This is a genomic window from Cardiobacterium valvarum (assembly GCF_900460955.1).
GTDB lineage: Bacteria > Pseudomonadota > Gammaproteobacteria > Cardiobacteriales > Cardiobacteriaceae > Cardiobacterium > Cardiobacterium valvarum.
Genome location: NZ_UFUW01000001.1, coordinates 1,089,373 through 1,108,087, shown reverse-complemented (window position 1 = coordinate 1,108,087; position 18,715 = coordinate 1,089,373). Strand labels below are relative to the sequence as shown.

Sequence of the window (18,715 nt, the reverse complement as noted above, 5' to 3'; positions counted from 1 at the left end):
ATGAACAATCATTCAACCACCACACATTGGAGCGTGCACCTGCGCCTGCTGGGCATGGTGATGTTTTGGGGCGCATCGTATTCCTGGGCAAAGACCGTGGTCGCCACAGTGCCGCCGATCACCGCCGCTACCCTGCGCTTCTTTCTCGCTTCTTTTGCCCTGCTTGTCTGGCTGCACCGCCTGCGCCGCACCCGCCTGCTGCTGACCATCACCGCACGGCAATGGGCGGGGCTAACGCTCGCTGCCATCAGCGGCATCGTTCTCTACACCATGTGCTTCATGATCGCGCTGCGCCATATCGATGCGGGACGGGCAGCAGTCTTGTTCGCACTCAGTCCGGTGCTGACCCTGTTGCTTGCCGCCTGGCTCTTCCGCGAGAAGCTGAACACGCTGATCGTAACGGGGATTCTGCTCGCGGTCGTCGGTTCGGCCATCGTCATCGCCCACGGCAACCCACTGACATTGTTACGCGGACACATCGGCCTCGGTGAATGGCTGATCTTCGCCAGTATCTTCCTGTGGACAGGCTACACCCTGATCGGACGCAAGATGCTGGGCGGCATGGACGCCCTGAGCACGACGGTAGCGACGCTGCTGATCGGCGCCGCCCTGCTGCTACCGGTCAGCCTGATCGTGGAAGGCACGGCGGGCTGGGCGACCTTGCTACACGCCACGCCTGCCACCTGGGGTGCCCTGCTGGCATTGACCTTCGGCTCAACCGTGCTCGCCTACGCTTGGTATTTCGACGGCATCCGCGCCCTCGGCGCGGGCAATGCCGCCGCTTACCTGACCCTGGAACCCGTCTTCGGCGTCCTCTTTGCCGCCTTATGGCTGGGTGAAAGCCTGCATCTGTCGCTCATCGGCGGCGGTGTGCTGGCAGTCGGCGGCATGGTACTAACCTACCTCGGTCGCCGACGTCATGGCAGTGCCCTGCGGAGAAAGCGCCGTCTCTCACAAGCGGATACCTCGTCATAATCCGGAAAATCTCACATGAACCTCCTGCGCCAACGCCTGCACCAGCGCGCTGCCTTCCTCGCCACCATCCGAGCCTTTTTTGCCGCACGCGACGTCATCGAAGTTGATAGCGAACAACTGCGCGCCTACGGCGTCACTGACCCGCAACTCGTTCCGCTTGCCGCCGACGGCGGCTATCTGCAAACCTCGCCCGAATACGCACTGAAAATCCTGCTGGCAGCGGGCGCGGGCGACCTCTACCAGCTGGCGCACGTCTTTCGCGGCGAAGAACAGGGACGCAAGCACCGGCGCGAATTCATGCTACTCGAATGGTACCGCTGCGGCTACGACCACCTACGCCTGATGGACGAAGTGACCGACCTCGTCCGCACCCTGCTTCCCGCCTGCCGCGCTTGGCCAGTACGCCACACGCCCTACGCTGCCCTTTTCCGCGACCGCTTCGCCATCGACATTCACCGCGCCGAGGACGCCGCCATTCGCCGCCTGACCACCGCGCACATTCCGGAAAGCGCTACCTGGCAGCTCAACCGTGACGCCATGCTGGATCTGCTGTACAGCCATTACATTGAGCCGCAACTGGGGCGCGGCGCACTGGAATACATCTGCGACTACCCACTCTCGCAGGCGGCGCTGGCGCGTATCAGCGAGAACGCTGACGGCGAGGCCGTCGCTGCCCGCTTCGAGCTCTACATCGACGGTATGGAACTGTGCAACGGCTTCTGGGAACTGACGGACGCCACCGAACAGCGCGCCCGCTTCCTCGCCGACAACCGCACCCGTGTACAAGCGGGACTGCCGCCTATCCCGCTCGATGAAGACTTCCTCGCCGCTCTCGCCCACGGTCTGCCGGACTGCGCCGGTGTCGCCCTTGGTGTGGATCGCTTGCTGATGCTGGCAAGCGACGCAACGCATATAGAGGATGTCGTTCCGCCGTCACGGCTGTGAAATAGTCCTTCACACATGACAAACAAAATCCCGCTAAGCGGCGTAATTACTGAGTTTTGTCGCTGCGCTTTTCATTTTTGATATGTTGCCTGCAACGTGGCCAAGCGACATAAATGCCGGATTTTCGGCGTAATGGACAAATTTCATGCTTTTTTTGAGACGTTGCGCTCTAATGGACAAATTTCATGCTCTTCCCTCTATTTTTTGCTGAAATAATCTTTTATAAACCGCAACTTACTCTCTTTTTTCAAGCCCCGATGACACTGCAAAAGCTGCTTCATTTCGCTGAATTTCCCTTCCAGCAAATTGGTCGTATTCGGGATACCCAGGTCGGGAAAACGCTCGCAGGTAAACAACCATGGCAGATGCCGTTTCAGGCTGTTGTAGGCGGTGCGCAGGCGCTTATGTGTGTAGTGTGAGCGGCCTGTTTTCTCGTTCACGCTGCGTTCGTTCAGGAAGGCGGCGTACTGCTCGTACCAGCGCTTGAGCGCCGCTTCAAACGCCGCCTGAGTGGTCTCCGTCAGGGTCAATGACAGGGCCCGCAGCGCCTGTGCCGCCCGGCTTTTAGGCTTTCTGCTCAGGTGGCGCACGATGATTTTTATTTGGTGAAATTGGCACATCTACGGGTATACCCAGGAACGAATCCAGCAAGCCGCTTTTGCCATCGCAGATAATGCTTTGTATCTCAATGCCTTTTTCTCGCAACGCCGCGACCGCCTGCGTGTAGAGCGCGTTGGTTTCCCGCTCAACTGCCACGACCATCAAGGCGCGCTTGCTGCAAGCGTCGTAGAGGACCATGACGCCCCATTTTCGGCCGAAATAGGTGGTGTCCATGATGAGGTTCACGGGTGCCTGTGGCAGCGCGCATTCGGCCTGTGTAGCGGCTTTGATGAGGTGGCGACGGATCGTTTTGATGCTGCATCCGTACTGCGCGGCAAGTTGTGCGGCGCTTTGCTTGCCTTCGCTGTAGCGCCGCCAAAGGGTGTTGGGATTAAGGCGTTGGCCCCCTATGAATTGGCGCTTGCAGGAGCCGCAATGGTATTGCTGTTTCCCGTTGTCACGATGCCCGTTTTTCTTGACCTGTTTTGAGCCGCAGAAAAAGCATTTTTTGTGTTCAAAGGTTTTGACCTCGCGTAAAGCCTTGCAGCGTAAGGGCTACGGCGATTCTTAGCATGAAATTTGTCCATTACGCCCAAAATTCGCCATTCTCTTTAAAGAAGCTGCATCCGTTGTCTTGCTCAGAATTTCCAAACCGCCTTTGGTTTTTGCCAACTTATAAACATCATCAAAAAGATCCGTCAATTTTGCAATACTCTTGCTTTCCTTAACAGCTACAGCTGCTTCCTTGATGCCTTTCAGCAACCATTTTGGTAATTTCCCCAATTTCCTTGCTGTCTTCAGCATCACAATCGAAGTCTTTGCTGTTGTTGATGCGCTCACTGTTGGTGCTGCAGCGCCCCCTGTTACGGCTGCACCCGCGGCACTGGCAACCTGCGTTCCCGTCGCAACAACGCCAATTGTTGATAAAGCCACCAAAACCTCATCAACTTCTTCGCCCTTTACATATTTCACTCCTTCAATGCTCAGATCTCTGATGTCGCCAATAACCAGGAAATCAGACACCGCTCCCGTTACATTCCCGATTGTTTCATCGCTTTTCCCCTTGATAAGACCTTCACCTATCTTCTTCAGATTATACGACCAACTACTACGGGTGCTTTCAATCTGAGCATATAACTCAACAGCCTGTGGGTTATCTTTCACATAATCGAATTCCATAAAATAGCCGAGATAATCTTCCGCTTCTGCAAATCTTTTCTCTGCAACCAGTTCCTGTGCATGGGGCACGGGGTCAATTCGCGATAACGCCATCGCATCCATCTCTGTTTGTTTATAAATAGCAACAACGGCTATAAAGGCGAAAAAAGAGAAAGCGAATTTCCACAGCAGACGTTTAAAAGAAAAGTTTCTGATAAAGCTAAATCTGGAGCGTTTTCATCATCCTGATCCGGCTCTCTATTGGCGAAACCATTTTGCAGCAGGTGTTTGTTTTTTTCGCGCATAGAGGCAAACTGCTCGTCAGAAATCAAGCCTTCCCGCAGAATATGTTTTGCTTTCTGTTGCAGCACTGCAAACTGCTCATCAGAAATTACCCCTTCCTTCAATAAATGTTGGGCTCTTTTCTGCAAGGCTTCAGCCTTATCCCGAATTTCCTGTTTGAGTTTCTCTTTATCGATGTTCTCAATTTTATCTTTCCATTTTCCGGACATATAATCACCATTTTCCAAAAGAAAAATAAACAAATTGCTAACTCAAGCCTTCTCGTGAAGGCGATGGCATTTGTTTCCCCATAATGAATTTTTCATATTATAATACGACCTAAATGGGTAAACAACCAACCTACAGTAGGCTTTTTACCCATTTTGATAGGCTGAAAACAGCAATACTATTCCTGAACCAATGGAGGTATCACGATGCTGAGCGATAAAACTCGCCTTCTGCGCGAAATGAAAGGCTAGTCACAAGAAGAGATGGCGGAGCGTATTCATATGTCAAAAAACGGTTATGCCAAAATTGAGCGGGGCGAAAGCAAGCTGAATCTAGATCGTTTGACGCAAATCACCCAGGCATTTGATATGGATCTTGTCGAACTCATTAATATCAGCGAAAAAGGATTAATCTGTTTATTCTCTGAAAATAATAGTGGCACACACTATGGAAATTACTATCAGGGCGCAGAAACTATCGCAGCCGAGAATGAAAAGCTGCAACTTATCATTGCCCATAAAGACGAATTGCTAAAACAAAAAGAAAACGAACTCATCGCCTTGCGCGCCCTGGTCGCCGTGCTGCAAAAGGAAAAATGACAAGTCGCGCGCCACAGCGGCCATGCTATCGGTAGCTCTGTCATGGAAAGATGATGGGAGTGATGAACAGGCTTTGCCGCGCATGCGCTTGGATGGTATTGCCCCAAATCTTCGTACATGACAAAAATGCTCTCCCAGCTTGGTTTACCCAACAATTACGCCGCTTGGCGGACCCAGTAACGACGCCGCTTGGCGAGCCCAGCAATCACGCCGCTTGGCGAGCCCAGCAATCACACCGCTTGGCGGACCCAGTAACGACGCCGCTTGGCGAGCCCAGCAATCACGCCGCTTGGCGAGCCCAGCAATCACGTCGCTTGACGGGCCCAGTAACACGACGCCGCTTGACGGATCCAGCAATCACACCGCTTGGCGAGCCCAGCAATGACGTCGCTTGGCGAGCCCAGCAATGACGTCGCTTGGCGGCCCCAGCAAGCACGTCGCTTGACGGGCCCAGTAACGACGCCGCTTGGCAGCTTTCTATCGTGTACAAAGGCCCCACATATAAGGCGCGCATTATCACCATTGGGGTGTTGCAAACAGCGGGCAATCCTCATGATTTTCCGGCTCGAATAGCATGAAATGTGGCCGTATCCGTGTGCGAGCCAATCAATCAGCGGGAAACACTGTCATCTGCCAGAGAAGCACGGCGATATGGTTTGTTCCGATGTTAATTTTCCGTACTATACTCCACAAAAACAGGCAATTTGCCGCTTATCTGCCATCCACTCAAAGAATCACCGCCCGGTACGAGTTAGCCATGACCCAAGGCATCTTCCACACCACCTGCCCCAGCTGCGGCGGCCCCGTGCACAGCCACAGCGCCAGCGCCAAAACTCTCGTTTGTCCCTACTGCCGCAGCCTGCTCATCCGCGATGGCGCGAGCGTCAGCGACAGCGGTGAAGACAGCGCGCCTTTCGAGGATTACAGCCCGCTGCAAATCGGCACCACCGGGCACGATCAAGGGCAAGCCTTTACCATCGTCGGTCGCCTGCAAGCCCGCTACGATGCCGGCGTCTGGAATGAATGGTATCTCTTCTACAATGACGGCAGCAGCGGCTGGTTATCCGAAAGTGGCGATCAGTACGTCCTCACCCGCCCCGCCACCAGCAATGCCACCCTGCCCCGCTTCACTGACATTCGCGCCGGCGAAAGCCGTCTCACTGTGGACGGCAATGTTTATCTGGCCGCCGACGTACGCGACATCACGCTTGAACGCGCCAGCGCCGAAGGCGAACTGCCCTACCCTTTCAGCGGCACGCGCCACAATCGCGTTGCCGATTACCGCTGCGAAAGCCACTTCCTGACTCTGGATTACGGTGAAGATCCGCCCGAAATTTTTATCGGACGTGGGGTTGTCCTCGCCAACCTTGCTCTCGCCAATACCCGCAGCGACGCGCAGATTCTCGACACCGCCGGTGCCCTCAAAGGCAGCCGCGCCAGCGGTAATTGTCCGCACTGCGGCGCTCCGGTGGACTGGCTGCGCGGCCTCACCCCAACCATTATCTGCCCCAGTTGCGGCAGCGATCTGGAGAGCAACAGCCTCATTGCCAGCGCCCGTACCACCAGCGAGCGGCAGCAAAAGATTGCCGAGCGCCATTCTTTGCCGCTTGGTGCCGAAGCCAATATTGATGGCAACAAATACACGCTCATCGGCTTGGTTTATAAGGAAGAAATCGGCGAAGACAGCGGCTGGACGGAATATTTGCTCTATCATCCGCAGCAAGGTTTTCTGTGGCTGGTCGAAACCGATGACGGTGAATGGAGCGTCAGCCATACTTTGAATGACTGGCCGGCATTGAAGGGCAATGGTGCGCCACGCGGCATGGAGAAACTTTATGATTACCGCAGCCGTGTTCGCCATGCTGCCGGGGCTTTTTACTGGCACATCAAGAAAGGCGACGAACTCGCGCACCATGATTATGACGCCGGTAAACGGGAGAAACTGAGCGCTGAACAAAACGCGCACGAGCTTAACTGGAGCCGCAGCGTGCCAACCAGCCGCGCCCAAATTGAGACCTGGTTCGGGCGGGAACTCGCAGATAACGGCACGGGCAACAACAACCTCCAAAGCGGCTTCATCATCCTCGTCATCACCTACTTCATCATCAACATCCCCGCCTGGCTGGGCATGAGCGGCGACACCCTCGCCGCTTCCATCGTGATGAGCGGCTTCATCATCAACGCCCTCTACCGTATTGGCAAAAAGAGCGGCGGCGAAGACGAAGACGAAGAAGACGACGACTGAACCCACAGACAAATCCATGAACCGCAACACCTACTACATCCTCGTTCTTATTGGTCTTGGCATCAGCACCGCCATCAATTACAGCATGAGCGGCTTCATATCTGACAGCAACAGCGGCAGTCGCAGCTATTCCGGCAGCAGTACCAACTGGGGTAGTGGCGGTGGCAGCAGCTGGCACAAATAGCTGCCGCGCTTCGGATGGCGCAACCCTTGCTTATAGCAAGATGCCGCCAAGCGGCGTAGTTACTGGATTTCGTAGAGACGTTGCCTACGACGTCTCTACGTTTTTCTTTTTGCGTAGCGTCATCGCGCTAACGGAAGCGCGCCAAGCGGCGTAATTATTGGGCTCGTCAAGCAGGGAAGAGGGAGGCGGTTTTGCTATTGCCGTTTCAGCCGCTGCCACAGTTCGCGCACGGTGTCTTCATAGATGGCGGCAAGTGGGGCGAGGTCGGCGACGCGGACGTGTTCGTCAATCTGGTGCAGGCTGCTGCCGACGGGGCCAAATTCGATGGTTGCCGTGCCACTTTTGGCGAGGAAGCGGGCGTCCGAGGTGCCGCCGCCGGTGTCGTAATCAAGACCGGTGCCGCAGTGGCAAGCCACTGCACTACGTAGCGCCTGCATCAGGGCGGCGTTTTCAGTGAGAAACGGCTCGCCGGCAAGTTTCCATTGGTATTCGGCGCGGGTTTCGCGCTCTTCCATGAGGGGTTCGATGAGGGCAATGGTTTTTTGTTGCAGGTGGCCGCTGTGGTGCCGGTTGTTGTAGCGCCAGTTCATTTTGCAGGTGGCACTGGCGGGGACGACGTTTTCCGCACCGTTGCCGCCCATGATGTTGCTGACCTGGAAGGAGGTTGGCGGGAAGTGGGTGTTGCCGCTGTCCCAAACGGTGGTGCTGAGGCGATGGATGACGGCGGCAAGCGCATGGATGGGGTTGCGCGCGTTGTCCGGATAGGCAACATGACCCTGTTTGCCATGAATGGTGAGGTGCAGGTGCAGCGAGCCGCGCCGTCCGTGCCGCGCCTGGTCGCCAAGCTGGACGCGGCAGGAGGGCTCGCCGACGATGGCGTAGTCAATATGGGTGCCTTCTTCGCGCAGTTGTTGCAGTACTGCTTGGGTGCCGTGGGCGCCGTCGCCTTCTTCGTCGCTGGTGAGCAGCAGGGCGAGGGTGCCGTGGTGCGCTGTGGCAGCGAGACGTTCAAGGGCGACGGTCATCGCCGCCACGCCTGCTTTCATATCGGCGGCACCACGTCCGTAGAGGTTGCCGTCGCGAATGGTGGGCGCAAATGGCGGTGATTGCCATAGCGCCTCGTCGCCAGGCGGAACAACGTCGGTATGTCCGGCGAAAGCGACGAGCGGTGTACCGCTACCGTGTGTCGCCCAAAGGTTGTCAGTGTCGCCGAGGCGGAGGTGGCGCACGGTAAAGCCAGCCGCTTGCAGGCGTTCACTAATGAGTTGCTGGCAACCGGCGTCATCGGGCGTGATGGAAGGGCGGCGGATGAGGTCTTGCAGGAGGTCGAGTGTAGGGTTCATGGGCTTGTTTCCGAAAGAAAGGCATTGTATAGACAAGCGGGGCGGTTGGTGTAGAATCGGCCCCTTTCTTTACTTTTGGAGGCCCTGGTGAGCGCGATTCCCGCTTTGCAAGCTGTTGATATTCACAAGTCCTTCGGCGATGTCGAGGTGCTCAAGGGGATCTCCCTGACCGCGCAGCGCGGTGATGTGGTGTCCATTCTCGGTTCGTCCGGTTCGGGCAAGAGCACATTCCTGCGCTGCCTTAATTTTCTCGAAATGCCGGATCGCGGCGAGGTGCGCGTTGCCGGTGAAGTCGTGCAGATTAAGGAGAAGAAGGGGACGCGCGAGGCGGGCAGTCTGCGCCAGATTCAGCGGGTACGCTCGAAGCTGGCGATGGTCTTCCAGAATTTCAACCTGTGGCAGCACAAGACAGTGTTGCAGAATCTGATTGAGGCGCCGGTGCACGTTTTGAAAGTGCCGAAGGCGGAAGCGACGGAACGCGCAGCGGCGCTGTTGCACAAGGTCGGCCTCTATGACCGGCGCGATTATTATCCGAACAGGCTTTCCGGCGGCCAGCAGCAGCGGGTGGCGATTGCTCGCGCGCTTGCGATGGAACCGGATGCGCTTTTGTTCGACGAACCGACTTCGGCGCTTGACCCGGAACTGGTCGGCGATGTGCTGCGCTTGATGCAGGAACTGGCAGCCGAGGGGCGGACGATGATTGTCGTCACCCACGAAATGGGCTTCGCCCGCGAGGTATCAAGCCATGTGATGTTCCTGCATCAGGGGCAGATCGAAGAAGAGGGACGGCCGGAAAAGCTGTTTTTCCACAGCGATTCCGAGCGCGTCCGTCAATTTTTGTCCAACAGCCTCAAAGGATAAATCATGAAAAAACACCCGCCCTTGCCCTTGCGGCAGGTTTTGCCTCCCGGACATTCGCCGTTGATGACGCCCTCATCCCCGCTACCGGCGCCACCTGCCCACCTTTTCCCGAAATTGACAGCCAATTGCGCGGAGCTTTCAACACTGCGCTGAAAACTATCAAAGAAAATGGCGAATACAAAAAAATCGGGGGCAAATACTTCAAGTACGGCATCTCCGGCAGTACCGCCAAATAACGCCAATCCCTTTTATCCAACAGACATCAAGGTGTAAACATGAAAAAAATCCTGACCCTCACCCTTGCGGCAGCCTTCGCCGCCCCGGCTTTTGCTGCCGGCGACGTGCTGGTGTTTTCCACCGACGGCTCCTACCCGCCATTCTCCGAAACCGGCAGCGACGGCAAAATGACCGGCTTCGACATTGACATCGGCCTTGCCCTCTGCGCAGAAATGAAGCGCGAATGCCGCTACGAACAAATGGATTGGGAAGGGCTGATTCCGGCGCTGAAAACCAACAAAATCGACGCCATCGTCGCCTCCATGAACGACACCCCGGAACGCCGCGAAAGCGTCGCCTTCACCGACCCCTATTACTCGAACCCTGGCCTCTTTGTCCGCGCCAAAGGCAGCAGCATCGAGCCGACGCCGGAAAGTATAAAAGGCAAAACCATCGGTGTGCTGCGCGCCTCCATCTTCGACACCTACGTCACCGACAAATTCCCCGACGCCAACATCCAGCGCTACACTTCGCAGGAAGACGCCAACCAGGATGCCATCGCAGGACGCGTTGACCTGCTCTTTGCCGACAAAATCGTGATGGAAGACGGCTTCCTGCAACGCGAAGAAGGCAAAGACTTCGAGCAGGCCGGCGCCGACGTGAACGATGAAAAATACTTCGGCGCGGGCATCTCCATCGCCGTGCGCAAAGGCGACGACAAACTGCGCGAAGACCTCAATGCCGCGCTCAAAGCCATCAAAGAAAACGGCGCGTACAAAAAAGTCAACGACAAATACTTCAAGTACGACATCTCCGGCGGCACGGCAAAATAACCATGCACGGCTACACCATCCTGCTTGAATACAAAGGGCAACTGCTCAAGGGTGCGCTTGTCACCCTTGAGCTTGCCCTCTCCGGCCTCCTCGTCTCGCTTGTCTTCGGCATCCTCGCCTGCCTCGGCAGCATGCACAAAAACCCGTGGCTGCGCCTGCCAGCCCTCACCTACACCACCTTCGTGCGCGGCGTGCCCGACCTCATCCAGCTCTTCCTCATCTACTACGGCGGCCAATACCTGCTGAACGCGCTGACTACCCGTCTCGGCTGGCCGCACATTGACATTGACCCGCTCTACACTGGCATCTTCGTCATCGGCTTCGTCATGGGGGCCTACATGGCCGAATCCTTCCGGGGCGGCTTCCTCGCCGTCCCCAAAGGACAGATCGAAGCCGCGCGCGCCTACGGTTTCCCGCGCCGCACCATCTTCTGGCGCGTCTCCTGGCCGCAAATGCTGCGCTACGCCCTGCCGTCGCTCGGCAACAACTGGCTGGTGCTGATGAAAAACACCGCCCTCGTCTCCATCATCGGCCTGCAAGACATCGTACGTATCGCCAACGCCGCCGCACGCACCGCCCAAAAAAAAGACCTCTACGCCGGCTTCTGGTTCTACGGCGCCATGGCGGGTTACTTCCTCCTCCTTACCACCCTCTCCATTGCCATCCTCTGGTGGCTGCGGCGGCGCTACTCCGTGGGCTTTGAAGTACAAGGACAATAAATGGACAACACCCAACTCCTCATGTGGCTCGGGGGCCTGTGGCAAACCCTGTGGCTGGTCGCCTGCTCCCTTGCCATCGGCCTCACCATCGCCATCCCCTGCGGTGTCCTGCTCGCCGCGCGCTGCTCCATTATCTGGAAGCTGCCCGTCCACATCTTCAGCTACATCTTTCGCGGCACCCCGATGCTCGTCCAGCTCTACGTCTTCTACTACGGCATCGGGCTCGTCATCGGCCGCATCCCTGGCGTACGCGAACTTGCCCTGTGGCCGCTCATGCGTCAGGCCTGGCCGTGGGTCATGCTCTCTTTCATATTGAACACCGCCGCCTACACCGCCGAAATCGTGCGCGGCGCGATTGAGACCACCCCGCGCGGCGAAATCGAAGCTGCCAGATCCCTTGGCATGAGCCGCAACCAAATCCGCACTCGCATCATCCTGCCGGGGGCGCTGCGCCGCGCCCTGCCGGCCTACGGCAACGAAATCATCTTCATGTTGCACGGCTCGGCGATTGCCAGCACCGCGACCCTGCTCGACATCACCGGCGTCGCCAACACCCTTTTCACCAAAACCTACGAACCCTTCCAACCCTTCCTCATCGCCGCCGGCATCTACCTCGCCATCACCCTGTGCATCGTCGGCAGCTTCCGCCTCATCGAAAAACGGTTAAGTGCCTCCGCCTAGCCGCGCAGATACACGCCAAGCGGGATAACTACGCGGTTTTTACCCAAACAACCAGGAAAACACATGCGCCATATCCTGCCCACAACCCTCACCACCTGCCTGCTCGTCGCCTGTGCCACGGGCGACGGAGTATCCCCGATACCGTCGCCACCAGCATCGCCCGAAGCGTACCGCCCGGCAGCAAAATCCTCATCGCAGTCGTCCCCGCATCGGTCGATTTCCTCGCTAACGGCATGATTGCGGCTCTCCAAAGCAGCGGCATGGCTGCCTCCGGTTCCGTCCACAACATCCTGCAAGCACTCGCCGCCAACAACGCCTGTCTGCAAGCGGCACAACGCGGCAACCCCTTCCGCAGCATGACTCCCGGCCGCCTTGACAACATCCGCCTCTACCGCTTGGGCGACGACTACGCCCTCGGTGACGATACCGGCCACCTGCCCATCATCCACCCCGGCGATGAAACCGCCGCCCTGCTCGCGCACACCGGCGGCAGCCCCTTCACTGCCTTCATCCGCTACGACCATCTCGATCGCCGCTGCTACCTGCTCGCTACCTACACCCACGGCAGCTACCGCTACTACCATCAGCCATAACGTCCCGCCAGCTACAAACGACCGCCCGCTAATCCCATCGCTTCCTTGCTAACGCCGCTTGCAAAGCTCTCTTGCAAGCGGTGTTTCTGTATGCCTTTCATCAGGTGCACTCGCGGCAAAAATGTCGCTTATAGTTGACACCTTTGCGTAAAAATCCTTAACATGTCGGCTATACACGACAAAAGAGACACTGTGAACCGCGTAAAAATCTACCGGCAAGAAAAAGGACTCTCGCAACAGGCATTGGCGCAAGCCGTCAACGTCTCGCGCCAGACCATCAACCTGCTGGAAAACCAGGACTACAACCCAACGCTGGCGCTTGCCATCCGCATCGCCCGCGCGCTGGACAGTGACTTGAACACCCTTTTCTGGGAAGAGAACCACGGGAGAGATACCGATGAGCCCACTACATAAAGCCCTGTACCGTGATTTCTTTAAAAGTGAGCCTGATGAACGACAGGAAGGCATCATCAATGCCGAACTGGCACGATGCTTGATTTATATCTATTGGCTCAATTTTGCGCTGTTCATCCTGAAAACCGCGCATGAGCGCCTAGAAGGCGTGTTTATGAGCGGGATGGCAGCCATTTTATTCTTGAACCTTATCTTTATTTCGGTTTTTATCTTTACCAACAGCGCCAGCCGAGAATTACAAAAGCAAAAGCCAGACATCACTCGCAAAACCTGGCGCAACACTTGGCATACCATCAAAAATGGGCCGTATTACTGGGTGTCTTTTCTGTCGTCATCATATCCGCGCTCTGTTTCAACAGCCTGGCATTTGCCATATATCCGCTACCCAGTACGATTCTCTTTTTATATAGCTACGGGCTATTTTTGGGTCTAATCTACTATCGCCGCAGCAAAAAAGAAGCTCTAAAAATCCTCGCCGATAAACAGGCGGCAACCGCCAAATCTGAAACCGACAAGGAGGCCTGATGTCTTCGCTCCCGCAATATCTTTGGCGCAGTATTGTTGATAGTCGTCAATATCCTGATGAGCGACAGGAACATGCCATCAATACAGAAATGGCACGTTGTCTGGCTTGTGTGTATTACTTTTTATTTGCCGTGATCATTATTGGATATATACACGACAAAATCCAAAATAATTCGCCCAGTCTTCATATGGCAATATTTGTCAGCCTCTTTGCCTTTATTCATCTTTATGTAACGGGCAGCACCACTTATCAGGAATTGATCATGCGCAGCGACACCGAGGAAAGAGTTGAATATTATTTATCCAGACTGGCTTTTTATTCCGCAGGTTATACCTTGCTGCTTATTGCCAGTATAACTGTCTTTGACCTTTTTGATTTTTTCTTGAGAGACAAAAAAACTTTGCCCGATATCCTGAGGAAAAACATTATCGTTGGCGGTCTCATGGGAATGTATCTTCACCGCAGAAAGAAAAAGCTGCTGATGCAGATTCTGGAAAGAAAACAGGCGGAAAAGGATGAAGCTCCGGCAGGATAAAAATCACCGCTTGCCTTGCTCCATTTGGTTTGGGGTGCGCCAAGCGGCGTAAATACTGGTCGCACGCCGGACAGGGCCTTTTGATTCCGCTAAGTGGCAATACCCAAGCTGCGCTGGCGGTGCTGGATGGGTGCGCAGGAAAACCAGCGTTTGCTGGCACGGCTGAAGTTGCTGGGGTCGGAGAAACCGAGCAGGAAGCTGATTTCGGTGATGCTGTGTTCGCTGTGCGCCAACAGGTCGTGGGCGATGTTTTTCCGCTCCCGGTCAAGCAGGGCATTAAAGGTATGCCCTTCTTCTTCCAGGCGGCGTTGCAGGGTGCGCGGGGTGAGGTTGATGTGGGCGGCGATATCGGTCAGTTTCGGTTCGCCTTGCGGCAGCAGGCGGTGGATTTGCGCCAGGACGCGGGTAGTGAAATCATTTTTGGCGAGCTGTTGCAGGTATTCGTTGATGACGGCTTCGTTGACGGCGACCAGTTGCGCATTGCCGCCGGCGTAAGGCTCGATGGTGTCGGCGTAGCGGAAGCTGATGGCGTCCTCTTCCGCGCCGAGGTTGACGGGAATGTGGAAGTAATCATCGAGCCGCTGCTGGATGTCGCCGTCGCAAGGCAGGGTGAGGGTAACGTAGCGCGGCCTGATTTCGTGCTGCGCCAAGCTGCATGCCTGACGGAAGATGAAAGCCAGCGAAGCAAGGCGGGCAGCACACATCGGCTCGCTGCCGTCGTTGGTCTTGACGGTCAGGGTAGTACCGTCGCGATCGTGGGTGAGATCGAGCTGCATGGTGGTGGAGATGACTTTGCCGTAGCGGACAAACAGACTGAGCAGCATGGATAGCGAACTGCTGGAAACCATGGCGAGGCCGAGGCCGTGCAGGGTGGAAACCTGGATTTCCCGCCCAACGCGCAGGCCGACCAGGGGATCGCCCGTCGTCGTGATAATCAGCCGCCACAAACGACGCACGCCGCTCACTGCATAGCGGGCATCGGGGATATTGAGCAGTCTGCCATCCAGCCCGGCGCGCTCCATCAGCGGGAGCGGGTCGATGCCATAGCCGCGCACAGTCTGGCAGATGGAGCGGATCCAGCTGGAGAGGATGCTGGGGCCGGTGATACGCTCGTTGGTTCTCATTGTTGACCTCGTGTTGAAACAAACGATGAAAAACAAATAGTTTGAGTGAATTTTCTCAACCTTCGTCATTTTCTTTCTTTTTCGGGGAAAGGCAAGCCGGTACGAACGACAAAATTTTGTGCGGCGCTTGCCTTAATCCTGCCTAATCGTTGTAAAGTCCGCCGCGTCTTGACTGGAAAACTTCATCATGAACCGCATCAACCGCCAGCATCACCATCATCCTGAAAGTCTTTCGGGCTGATGTGCTGTCGTCCGGAAGAAATGCTTCCAGGCCGGTGCGGGATTCCCCTCTCTTTCCTCCAACCTCCCGGAAGTCCACTTCCGGGAGGCTTTTTTATCCCCCGAGGCGCCCCCATGACCCAGCCCCGCCTGCGTATCGCCTTGCAAAAAAAAAAAAAAAAGGACGACTGAGCGCTGATCCCGCCGAACTGCTGCGCCGCTGCAGCGTAAAAATCTACCTCGCCGAACCGCAGGGCCCCACCTGCCACACCGGCGCGACGAGCTGCTTTCACGTCTACGACCGCGAACCGCCGCCGGGTTGGCCGTGGTTCACGCAACTGGCAGACGAACTCGCCGCCCGCAAAAACGCCGACCCGGCCACCTCCTACACCGCCCACCTGCATGCGCGCGACCTCACAAAAATCGCGCAAAAAGTCGGCGAAGAAGGCGTGGAAACCGCGCTGGCGGCGGTCAGCGGCGACGATAACGGACTCGCCGACCTGCTCTACCACCTCACCGTGCTGATGCACGCACGCGGCCTGGACTGATCGGCTGTCCTCACCCGCCTGCACGAACGGCACCGTGGCATCGGCCTGCACCCCGAAGGTGCCAACAAACCCTGAACCCACGCAAGCGAAATAAACACTGGGCTCGCCAAGCGGCGTACACATTAGGCTCGCCAAGCAACGCAAACACTGGGTTCTCGCCAAGCGGCGTAAACACTACGTTCTCGCCAAACGGCGTAAACATAGGATTCTTGCCAAGCGGTGAAAATGCTGGGCTTGCGCCAAGCGACGCAAACACTGGGCTCGCCAAGCGACGCAAACACTGCGTTCTCGCCAAGCGGCGAAAATGCTGGGCTTGCGCCAAGCGGCGCAAACACTGGGTTTTCGCCAAGCGGCGAAAATGCTGGGCTTGCGCCAAGCGGCGAAAATGCTGGGCTTGCGCCAAGCGACGCAAACACTGGGCTCGCCAAGCGACGCAAACACTGCGTTCTCGCCAAGCGGCGCAAACACTGGGCCCGCCAAGCGGCGAAAATGCTGGGCTTGCGCCAAGCGGTTACGGGGTTGTCGTGTACGAAGAGCGCACAAAAAAACAGGGCGGTTTTAACCGCCCTGCCCTGCTACATTCCTGCCGCTTATTCTTTTCATTAAAGTCACCTCTGCAACTTCTAATTTAATGCACTGCAGATTATTTCTTATTTTACATACTACATCTGAAATGCCGTTATCCAAAAACATATTCCGGCTATAAGTGAAAGCGGAGTCATAACATATTTTTCTTTCCTGCTTTTTGAAATCATGTTCATAATAGTATTCAAAGATAGGTAAGCGGCAAAGAAGAAACAAATATATTTAGTAACCTTAAAAGATAACCACAAGGGAATAAAACCTCCGGCTTGCAGAATAATTATCATTGCAAAAATTTGGATAGCCACCGAAATAGCTGCCATAACTCTAAATTTCTTAGGTAAGATTTTATGTTGCCCACCCATTGTAAATTCGCCCAAAGGCAAACCGCAAGCAACAAGAACTGTCATAATTGCTATAGCTCCAAATAATACTGCACCTAATATTGAAAACATAAATCAATATTCCCCCTTCGCGAAACACAAAAAAATTTCAGTTACAAATTCTAATTTACCATTCTCTATCTTCCGCAAAAGCCTCCCACCAAAATGATGGAAGGCTTTCTAAACTTTTTACCTAAATTCAACAACTCCCTTTGGAACCTACTCTTTCAGCTTTTTAGTATCAAAATAGTATCTCTCAAGCGTTTTTTGTTCCCACAAATCGCTAATATCCACTATTTTCAACGGCTTTATAACGGTAACAACTTTGCTTCCGTCATTCCCACTCAATCGTCGCCGGCGGTTTGCTGCTCACGTCATAGACCACGCGGTTGATGCCGCGCACTTCGTTGATGATGCGGTTCGATACTTTGCCGAGCAGCACATAGGGCAATTCCGCCCAGTGCGCGGTCATGAAATCGCTGGTGATGACGGCGCGCAGTGCCACAACGTAATCGTAGGTGCGGCCATCGCCCATCACCCCCACCGATTTCACCGGCAGGAAGACGGCAAAGGCCTGGCTGGTGAGGTCGTACCACGAGGTGCCGTATTCGTCCGCCGTCGCGCGCAGTTCTTCGATGAAGATGGCATCCGCCTGGCGCAGCAAGTCGGCATATTCCCGCTTCACTTCGCCGAGGATGCGCACGCCGAGGCCGGGGCCGGGGAAGGGGTGGCGATAGACCATTTCGCGCGGCAGGCCAAGGGCGACACCGAGCTCGCGCACTTCGTCCTTAAAGAGGTCGCGCAGCGGTTCAAGCAGGCGCAGGTTCAGCGTCTCCGGCAGACCGCCAACGTTGTGGTGGCTCTTGATGGCGTGGGCTTTTTTCGTCTTCGCGCCCGCGCTTTCGATGACATCCGGGTAAATCGTGCCTTGCGCCAGCCAGCGCGCGTTCTGCCGCTTGCCCGCCTCGCGCTGGAAGACTTCGACAAATTCCGCGCCGATGATTTTCCGTTTCTGCTCTGGATCGGTCACGCCCACCAGTTTTGCCATGAAATCCGCCGAGGCATCAACGTGGATGACGTTCACGCCGAGGTTGCGCGCAAACATGTCCATCACCGCTTCCGCTTCGCCGAGACGCAGCAGGCCGTGGTCAACGAAAACGCAGGTGAGCTGGTCGCCGATGGCGCGATGGATCAGGGCGGCGGCAACCGAGGAATCCACGCCACCGGACAGGCCGAGGATGACTTCGTCGCTGCCGGCCTGGGCGCGGATATTGGCAACGGCTTCGTCGATGTAGTTCGGCATCGTCCAGCTGGGGCGCGCGCCACAGATGTTGAGGACGAAGCGATCCAGCAGCGCCCGCCCCTGTTTGGTGTGGGTCACTTCGGGGTGGAACTGGATGCCGTAGAAGCGCTTGGCGGCGTGTTCCATCATCGCAATCGGGCAGGACGGCGTATCGCCGATGACGACGAAACCGTCGGGCAGTTTGCTCACTTTGTCGCCGTGGCTCATCCACACGTCCAGCCTGTGCGGCGCGTCGTCAAAAATCCCGCTGGTCAGCTCGCTATCGACCGTTTTTACCTGCGCATAGCCAAACTCGCGCTGATTGCCGGGCTGTACCGCGCCGCCCAAATGATGCGCCATGAACTGCATGCCGTAGCAGATGCCGAGCACGGGCACGCCCAGGGCAAAAATGCCGGTATCGGCCTGATAGTCGGAGTCATAAACAGAATTGGGGCCGCCGGAGAGGATGATGCCTTTCGGATTGAAGGCTTTGATGTCGGCGAGCGGCATATCGTAAGGGTGCAATTCGCAATAGACATGCGCCTCGCGCACGCGGCGGGCGATCAGCTGCGTGACTTGCGAGCCGAAATCGAGGATAAGGATTTTGTCGGAGTGGGGGGAGGTCATGGGTTTACTCTAT

General features: G+C 56.2%; 21 protein-coding genes and 1 pseudogene. 14 read left to right on the top strand and 8 right to left on the bottom strand.

All coding sequences use genetic code 11. From position 1 onward, the window contains the following. Together DY250_RS05365 and epmA are read left to right on the top strand one after the other, a co-directional pair. Positions 1–975 (top strand): DMT family transporter, encoded by a 975-nt coding sequence (locus DY250_RS05365; RefSeq protein WP_245951038.1) that lies wholly within the window; start codon positions 1–3, stop codon positions 973–975. 15 nt (positions 976–990) lie between these two features. Continuing rightward, the gene (gene epmA, locus DY250_RS05360; protein WP_115611392.1) at positions 991–1,920 is read left to right on the top strand and encodes an EF-P lysine aminoacylase EpmA; all 930 of its coding nucleotides are present in this window, start codon (positions 991–993) and stop codon (positions 1,918–1,920) included. Positions 1,921–2,117: 197 nt separating this feature from the next. Here the strand turns inward: epmA and DY250_RS15060 are convergent. The 3 genes and pseudogenes from DY250_RS15060 to DY250_RS05340 all read right to left on the bottom strand — a co-directional run. After that, positions 2,118–2,985, bottom strand: a pseudogene (locus tag DY250_RS15060) (IS256 family transposase, variant Zn-binding type); the annotation flags it as partial. A 102-nt stretch (positions 2,986–3,087) separates the two neighbouring features. Further along, a complete protein-coding gene (locus DY250_RS05345) occupies positions 3,088–3,801 on the bottom strand; it encodes a hypothetical protein (protein ID WP_115611391.1) in 714 nt (237 codons plus the stop codon). 29 nt (positions 3,802–3,830) lie between these two features. Continuing rightward, on the bottom strand, positions 3,831–4,190 hold the full coding sequence (locus tag DY250_RS05340) for a hypothetical protein (RefSeq protein ID WP_115611390.1): 360 nt from the start codon (positions 4,188–4,190) through the stop codon (positions 3,831–3,833). Between the two features lie 261 nt (positions 4,191–4,451). Here DY250_RS05340 and DY250_RS05335 point away from each other — a divergent pair, with 261 nt between their 5' ends. From DY250_RS05335 to DY250_RS13950, 3 genes are all read left to right on the top strand, one after another. After that, positions 4,452–4,787: a helix-turn-helix domain-containing protein gene (locus DY250_RS05335; protein WP_115611389.1), complete on the top strand. Its 336-nt coding sequence runs from the start codon at positions 4,452–4,454 to the stop codon at positions 4,785–4,787. A gap of 757 nt (positions 4,788–5,544) precedes the next feature. Then, positions 5,545–7,032, top strand: a complete 1,488-nt coding sequence (locus tag DY250_RS05325) for a DUF4178 domain-containing protein (protein WP_115611385.1) — start codon at positions 5,545–5,547, stop codon at positions 7,030–7,032. Between the two features lie 16 nt (positions 7,033–7,048). Continuing rightward, positions 7,049–7,216, top strand: a complete 168-nt coding sequence (locus tag DY250_RS13950) for a hypothetical protein (protein ID WP_172542220.1) — start codon at positions 7,049–7,051, stop codon at positions 7,214–7,216. A 194-nt stretch (positions 7,217–7,410) separates the two neighbouring features. Here DY250_RS13950 and dapE read toward each other — a convergent pair whose 3' ends face one another. Next, complete coding sequence (gene dapE, locus DY250_RS05320; RefSeq protein WP_115611384.1) at positions 7,411–8,559, bottom strand: succinyl-diaminopimelate desuccinylase; 1,149 nt, start codon at positions 8,557–8,559, stop codon at positions 7,411–7,413. Positions 8,560–8,646: 87 nt separating this feature from the next. On the opposite strand from dapE, the gene DY250_RS05315 reads away from it, so the two are divergent. Then, a complete protein-coding gene (locus tag DY250_RS05315) occupies positions 8,647–9,420 on the top strand; it encodes an ABC transporter ATP-binding protein (protein WP_115611382.1) in 774 nt (257 codons plus the stop codon). Here the strand turns inward: DY250_RS05315 and DY250_RS13650 are convergent. Then, positions 9,390–9,662, bottom strand: coding sequence for a hypothetical protein (locus DY250_RS13650; protein WP_147293456.1), 273 nt, complete (start codon positions 9,660–9,662; stop codon positions 9,390–9,392). The two genes, DY250_RS05315 and DY250_RS13650, sit on opposite strands and share 31 nt — an antisense overlap. 33 nt (positions 9,663–9,695) lie before the next feature. Between DY250_RS13650 and DY250_RS05310 the strand changes: the two genes are divergently transcribed. The 7 genes from DY250_RS05310 (at position 9,696) to DY250_RS05280 (ending at position 13,937) form a co-directional block, all read left to right on the top strand. Next, on the top strand, positions 9,696–10,469 hold the full coding sequence (locus DY250_RS05310; RefSeq protein ID WP_115611381.1) for a transporter substrate-binding domain-containing protein: 774 nt from the start codon (positions 9,696–9,698) through the stop codon (positions 10,467–10,469). 17 nt (positions 10,470–10,486) lie between these two features. After that, positions 10,487–11,188, top strand: coding sequence for an ABC transporter permease (locus DY250_RS05305; protein WP_376799546.1), 702 nt, complete (start codon positions 10,487–10,489; stop codon positions 11,186–11,188). Further along, a complete protein-coding gene (locus DY250_RS05300; protein ID WP_115611377.1) occupies positions 11,189–11,869 on the top strand; it encodes an ABC transporter permease in 681 nt (226 codons plus the stop codon). 233 nt (positions 11,870–12,102) lie between these two features. Further along, a complete protein-coding gene (locus DY250_RS05295) occupies positions 12,103–12,462 on the top strand; it encodes a hypothetical protein (RefSeq protein WP_147293455.1) in 360 nt (119 codons plus the stop codon). A gap of 162 nt (positions 12,463–12,624) precedes the next feature. After that, positions 12,625–12,876 (top strand): helix-turn-helix transcriptional regulator, encoded by a 252-nt coding sequence (locus tag DY250_RS05290; protein WP_115611373.1) that lies wholly within the window; start codon positions 12,625–12,627, stop codon positions 12,874–12,876. Next, positions 12,860–13,309 (top strand): hypothetical protein, encoded by a 450-nt coding sequence (locus DY250_RS13645; RefSeq protein WP_147293454.1) that lies wholly within the window; start codon positions 12,860–12,862, stop codon positions 13,307–13,309. Before DY250_RS05290 ends, DY250_RS13645 begins: the two co-directional genes overlap by 17 nt. A 91-nt stretch (positions 13,310–13,400) precedes the next feature. Beyond that, entirely contained in the window at positions 13,401–13,937 is a 537-nt protein-coding gene (locus tag DY250_RS05280) for a hypothetical protein (protein WP_115611370.1), read from the top strand. Between the two features lie 89 nt (positions 13,938–14,026). Here DY250_RS05280 and DY250_RS05275 read toward each other — a convergent pair whose 3' ends face one another. After that, the gene (locus tag DY250_RS05275; protein ID WP_245951035.1) at positions 14,027–15,061 is read right to left on the bottom strand and encodes an AraC family transcriptional regulator; all 1,035 of its coding nucleotides are present in this window, start codon (positions 15,059–15,061) and stop codon (positions 14,027–14,029) included. A gap of 275 nt (positions 15,062–15,336) precedes the next feature. Between DY250_RS05275 and hisE the strand changes: the two genes are divergently transcribed. Continuing rightward, the gene (gene hisE / locus DY250_RS05270) at positions 15,337–15,828 is read left to right on the top strand and encodes a phosphoribosyl-ATP diphosphatase (RefSeq protein WP_218565543.1); all 492 of its coding nucleotides are present in this window, start codon (positions 15,337–15,339) and stop codon (positions 15,826–15,828) included. 662 nt (positions 15,829–16,490) lie between these two features. Here the strand turns inward: hisE and DY250_RS05265 are convergent. Both DY250_RS05265 and guaA read right to left on the bottom strand, forming a co-directional pair. Then, on the bottom strand, positions 16,491–16,865 hold the full coding sequence (locus DY250_RS05265; RefSeq protein ID WP_115611366.1) for a hypothetical protein: 375 nt from the start codon (positions 16,863–16,865) through the stop codon (positions 16,491–16,493). A gap of 262 nt (positions 16,866–17,127) precedes the next feature. Further along, positions 17,128–18,702 carry a glutamine-hydrolyzing GMP synthase gene (guaA, locus tag DY250_RS05260; RefSeq protein ID WP_115611364.1) on the bottom strand — a complete coding sequence of 525 codons (1,575 nt, stop codon included), beginning with the start codon at positions 18,700–18,702 and terminating at the stop codon, positions 17,128–17,130. Positions 18,703–18,715 lie beyond the last annotated feature (13 nt).

Coding starts and splice junctions, on each gene's coding strand:
- DY250_RS05365 (WP_245951038.1), top strand. CDS start 1: ATGAACAATCATTCAACCACCACACATTGGAGCGTGCACCTGCGCCTG.
- DY250_RS05275 (WP_245951035.1), bottom strand. CDS start 15,061: ATGAGAACCAACGAGCGTATCACCGGCCCCAGCATCCTCTCCAGCTGG.
- DY250_RS05290 (WP_115611373.1), top strand. CDS start 12,625: ATGTCGGCTATACACGACAAAAGAGACACTGTGAACCGCGTAAAAATC.
- DY250_RS13950 (WP_172542220.1), top strand. CDS start 7,049: ATGAACCGCAACACCTACTACATCCTCGTTCTTATTGGTCTTGGCATC.
- DY250_RS05280 (WP_115611370.1), top strand. CDS start 13,401: ATGTCTTCGCTCCCGCAATATCTTTGGCGCAGTATTGTTGATAGTCGT.
- DY250_RS05340 (WP_115611390.1), bottom strand. CDS start 4,190: ATGTCCGGAAAATGGAAAGATAAAATTGAGAACATCGATAAAGAGAAA.
- DY250_RS05325 (WP_115611385.1), top strand. CDS start 5,545: ATGACCCAAGGCATCTTCCACACCACCTGCCCCAGCTGCGGCGGCCCC.
- DY250_RS05310 (WP_115611381.1), top strand. CDS start 9,696: ATGAAAAAAATCCTGACCCTCACCCTTGCGGCAGCCTTCGCCGCCCCG.
- DY250_RS13645 (WP_147293454.1), top strand. CDS start 12,860: ATGAGCCCACTACATAAAGCCCTGTACCGTGATTTCTTTAAAAGTGAG.
- epmA (WP_115611392.1), top strand. CDS start 991: ATGAACCTCCTGCGCCAACGCCTGCACCAGCGCGCTGCCTTCCTCGCC.
- DY250_RS05345 (WP_115611391.1), bottom strand. CDS start 3,801: ATGGATGCGATGGCGTTATCGCGAATTGACCCCGTGCCCCATGCACAG.
- DY250_RS05335 (WP_115611389.1), top strand. CDS start 4,452: ATGGCGGAGCGTATTCATATGTCAAAAAACGGTTATGCCAAAATTGAG.
- DY250_RS05300 (WP_115611377.1), top strand. CDS start 11,189: ATGGACAACACCCAACTCCTCATGTGGCTCGGGGGCCTGTGGCAAACC.
- dapE (WP_115611384.1), bottom strand. CDS start 8,559: ATGAACCCTACACTCGACCTCCTGCAAGACCTCATCCGCCGCCCTTCC.
- guaA (WP_115611364.1), bottom strand. CDS start 18,702: ATGACCTCCCCCCACTCCGACAAAATCCTTATCCTCGATTTCGGCTCG.
- DY250_RS05265 (WP_115611366.1), bottom strand. CDS start 16,865: ATGTTTTCAATATTAGGTGCAGTATTATTTGGAGCTATAGCAATTATG.
- DY250_RS05295 (WP_147293455.1), top strand. CDS start 12,103: ATGATTGCGGCTCTCCAAAGCAGCGGCATGGCTGCCTCCGGTTCCGTC.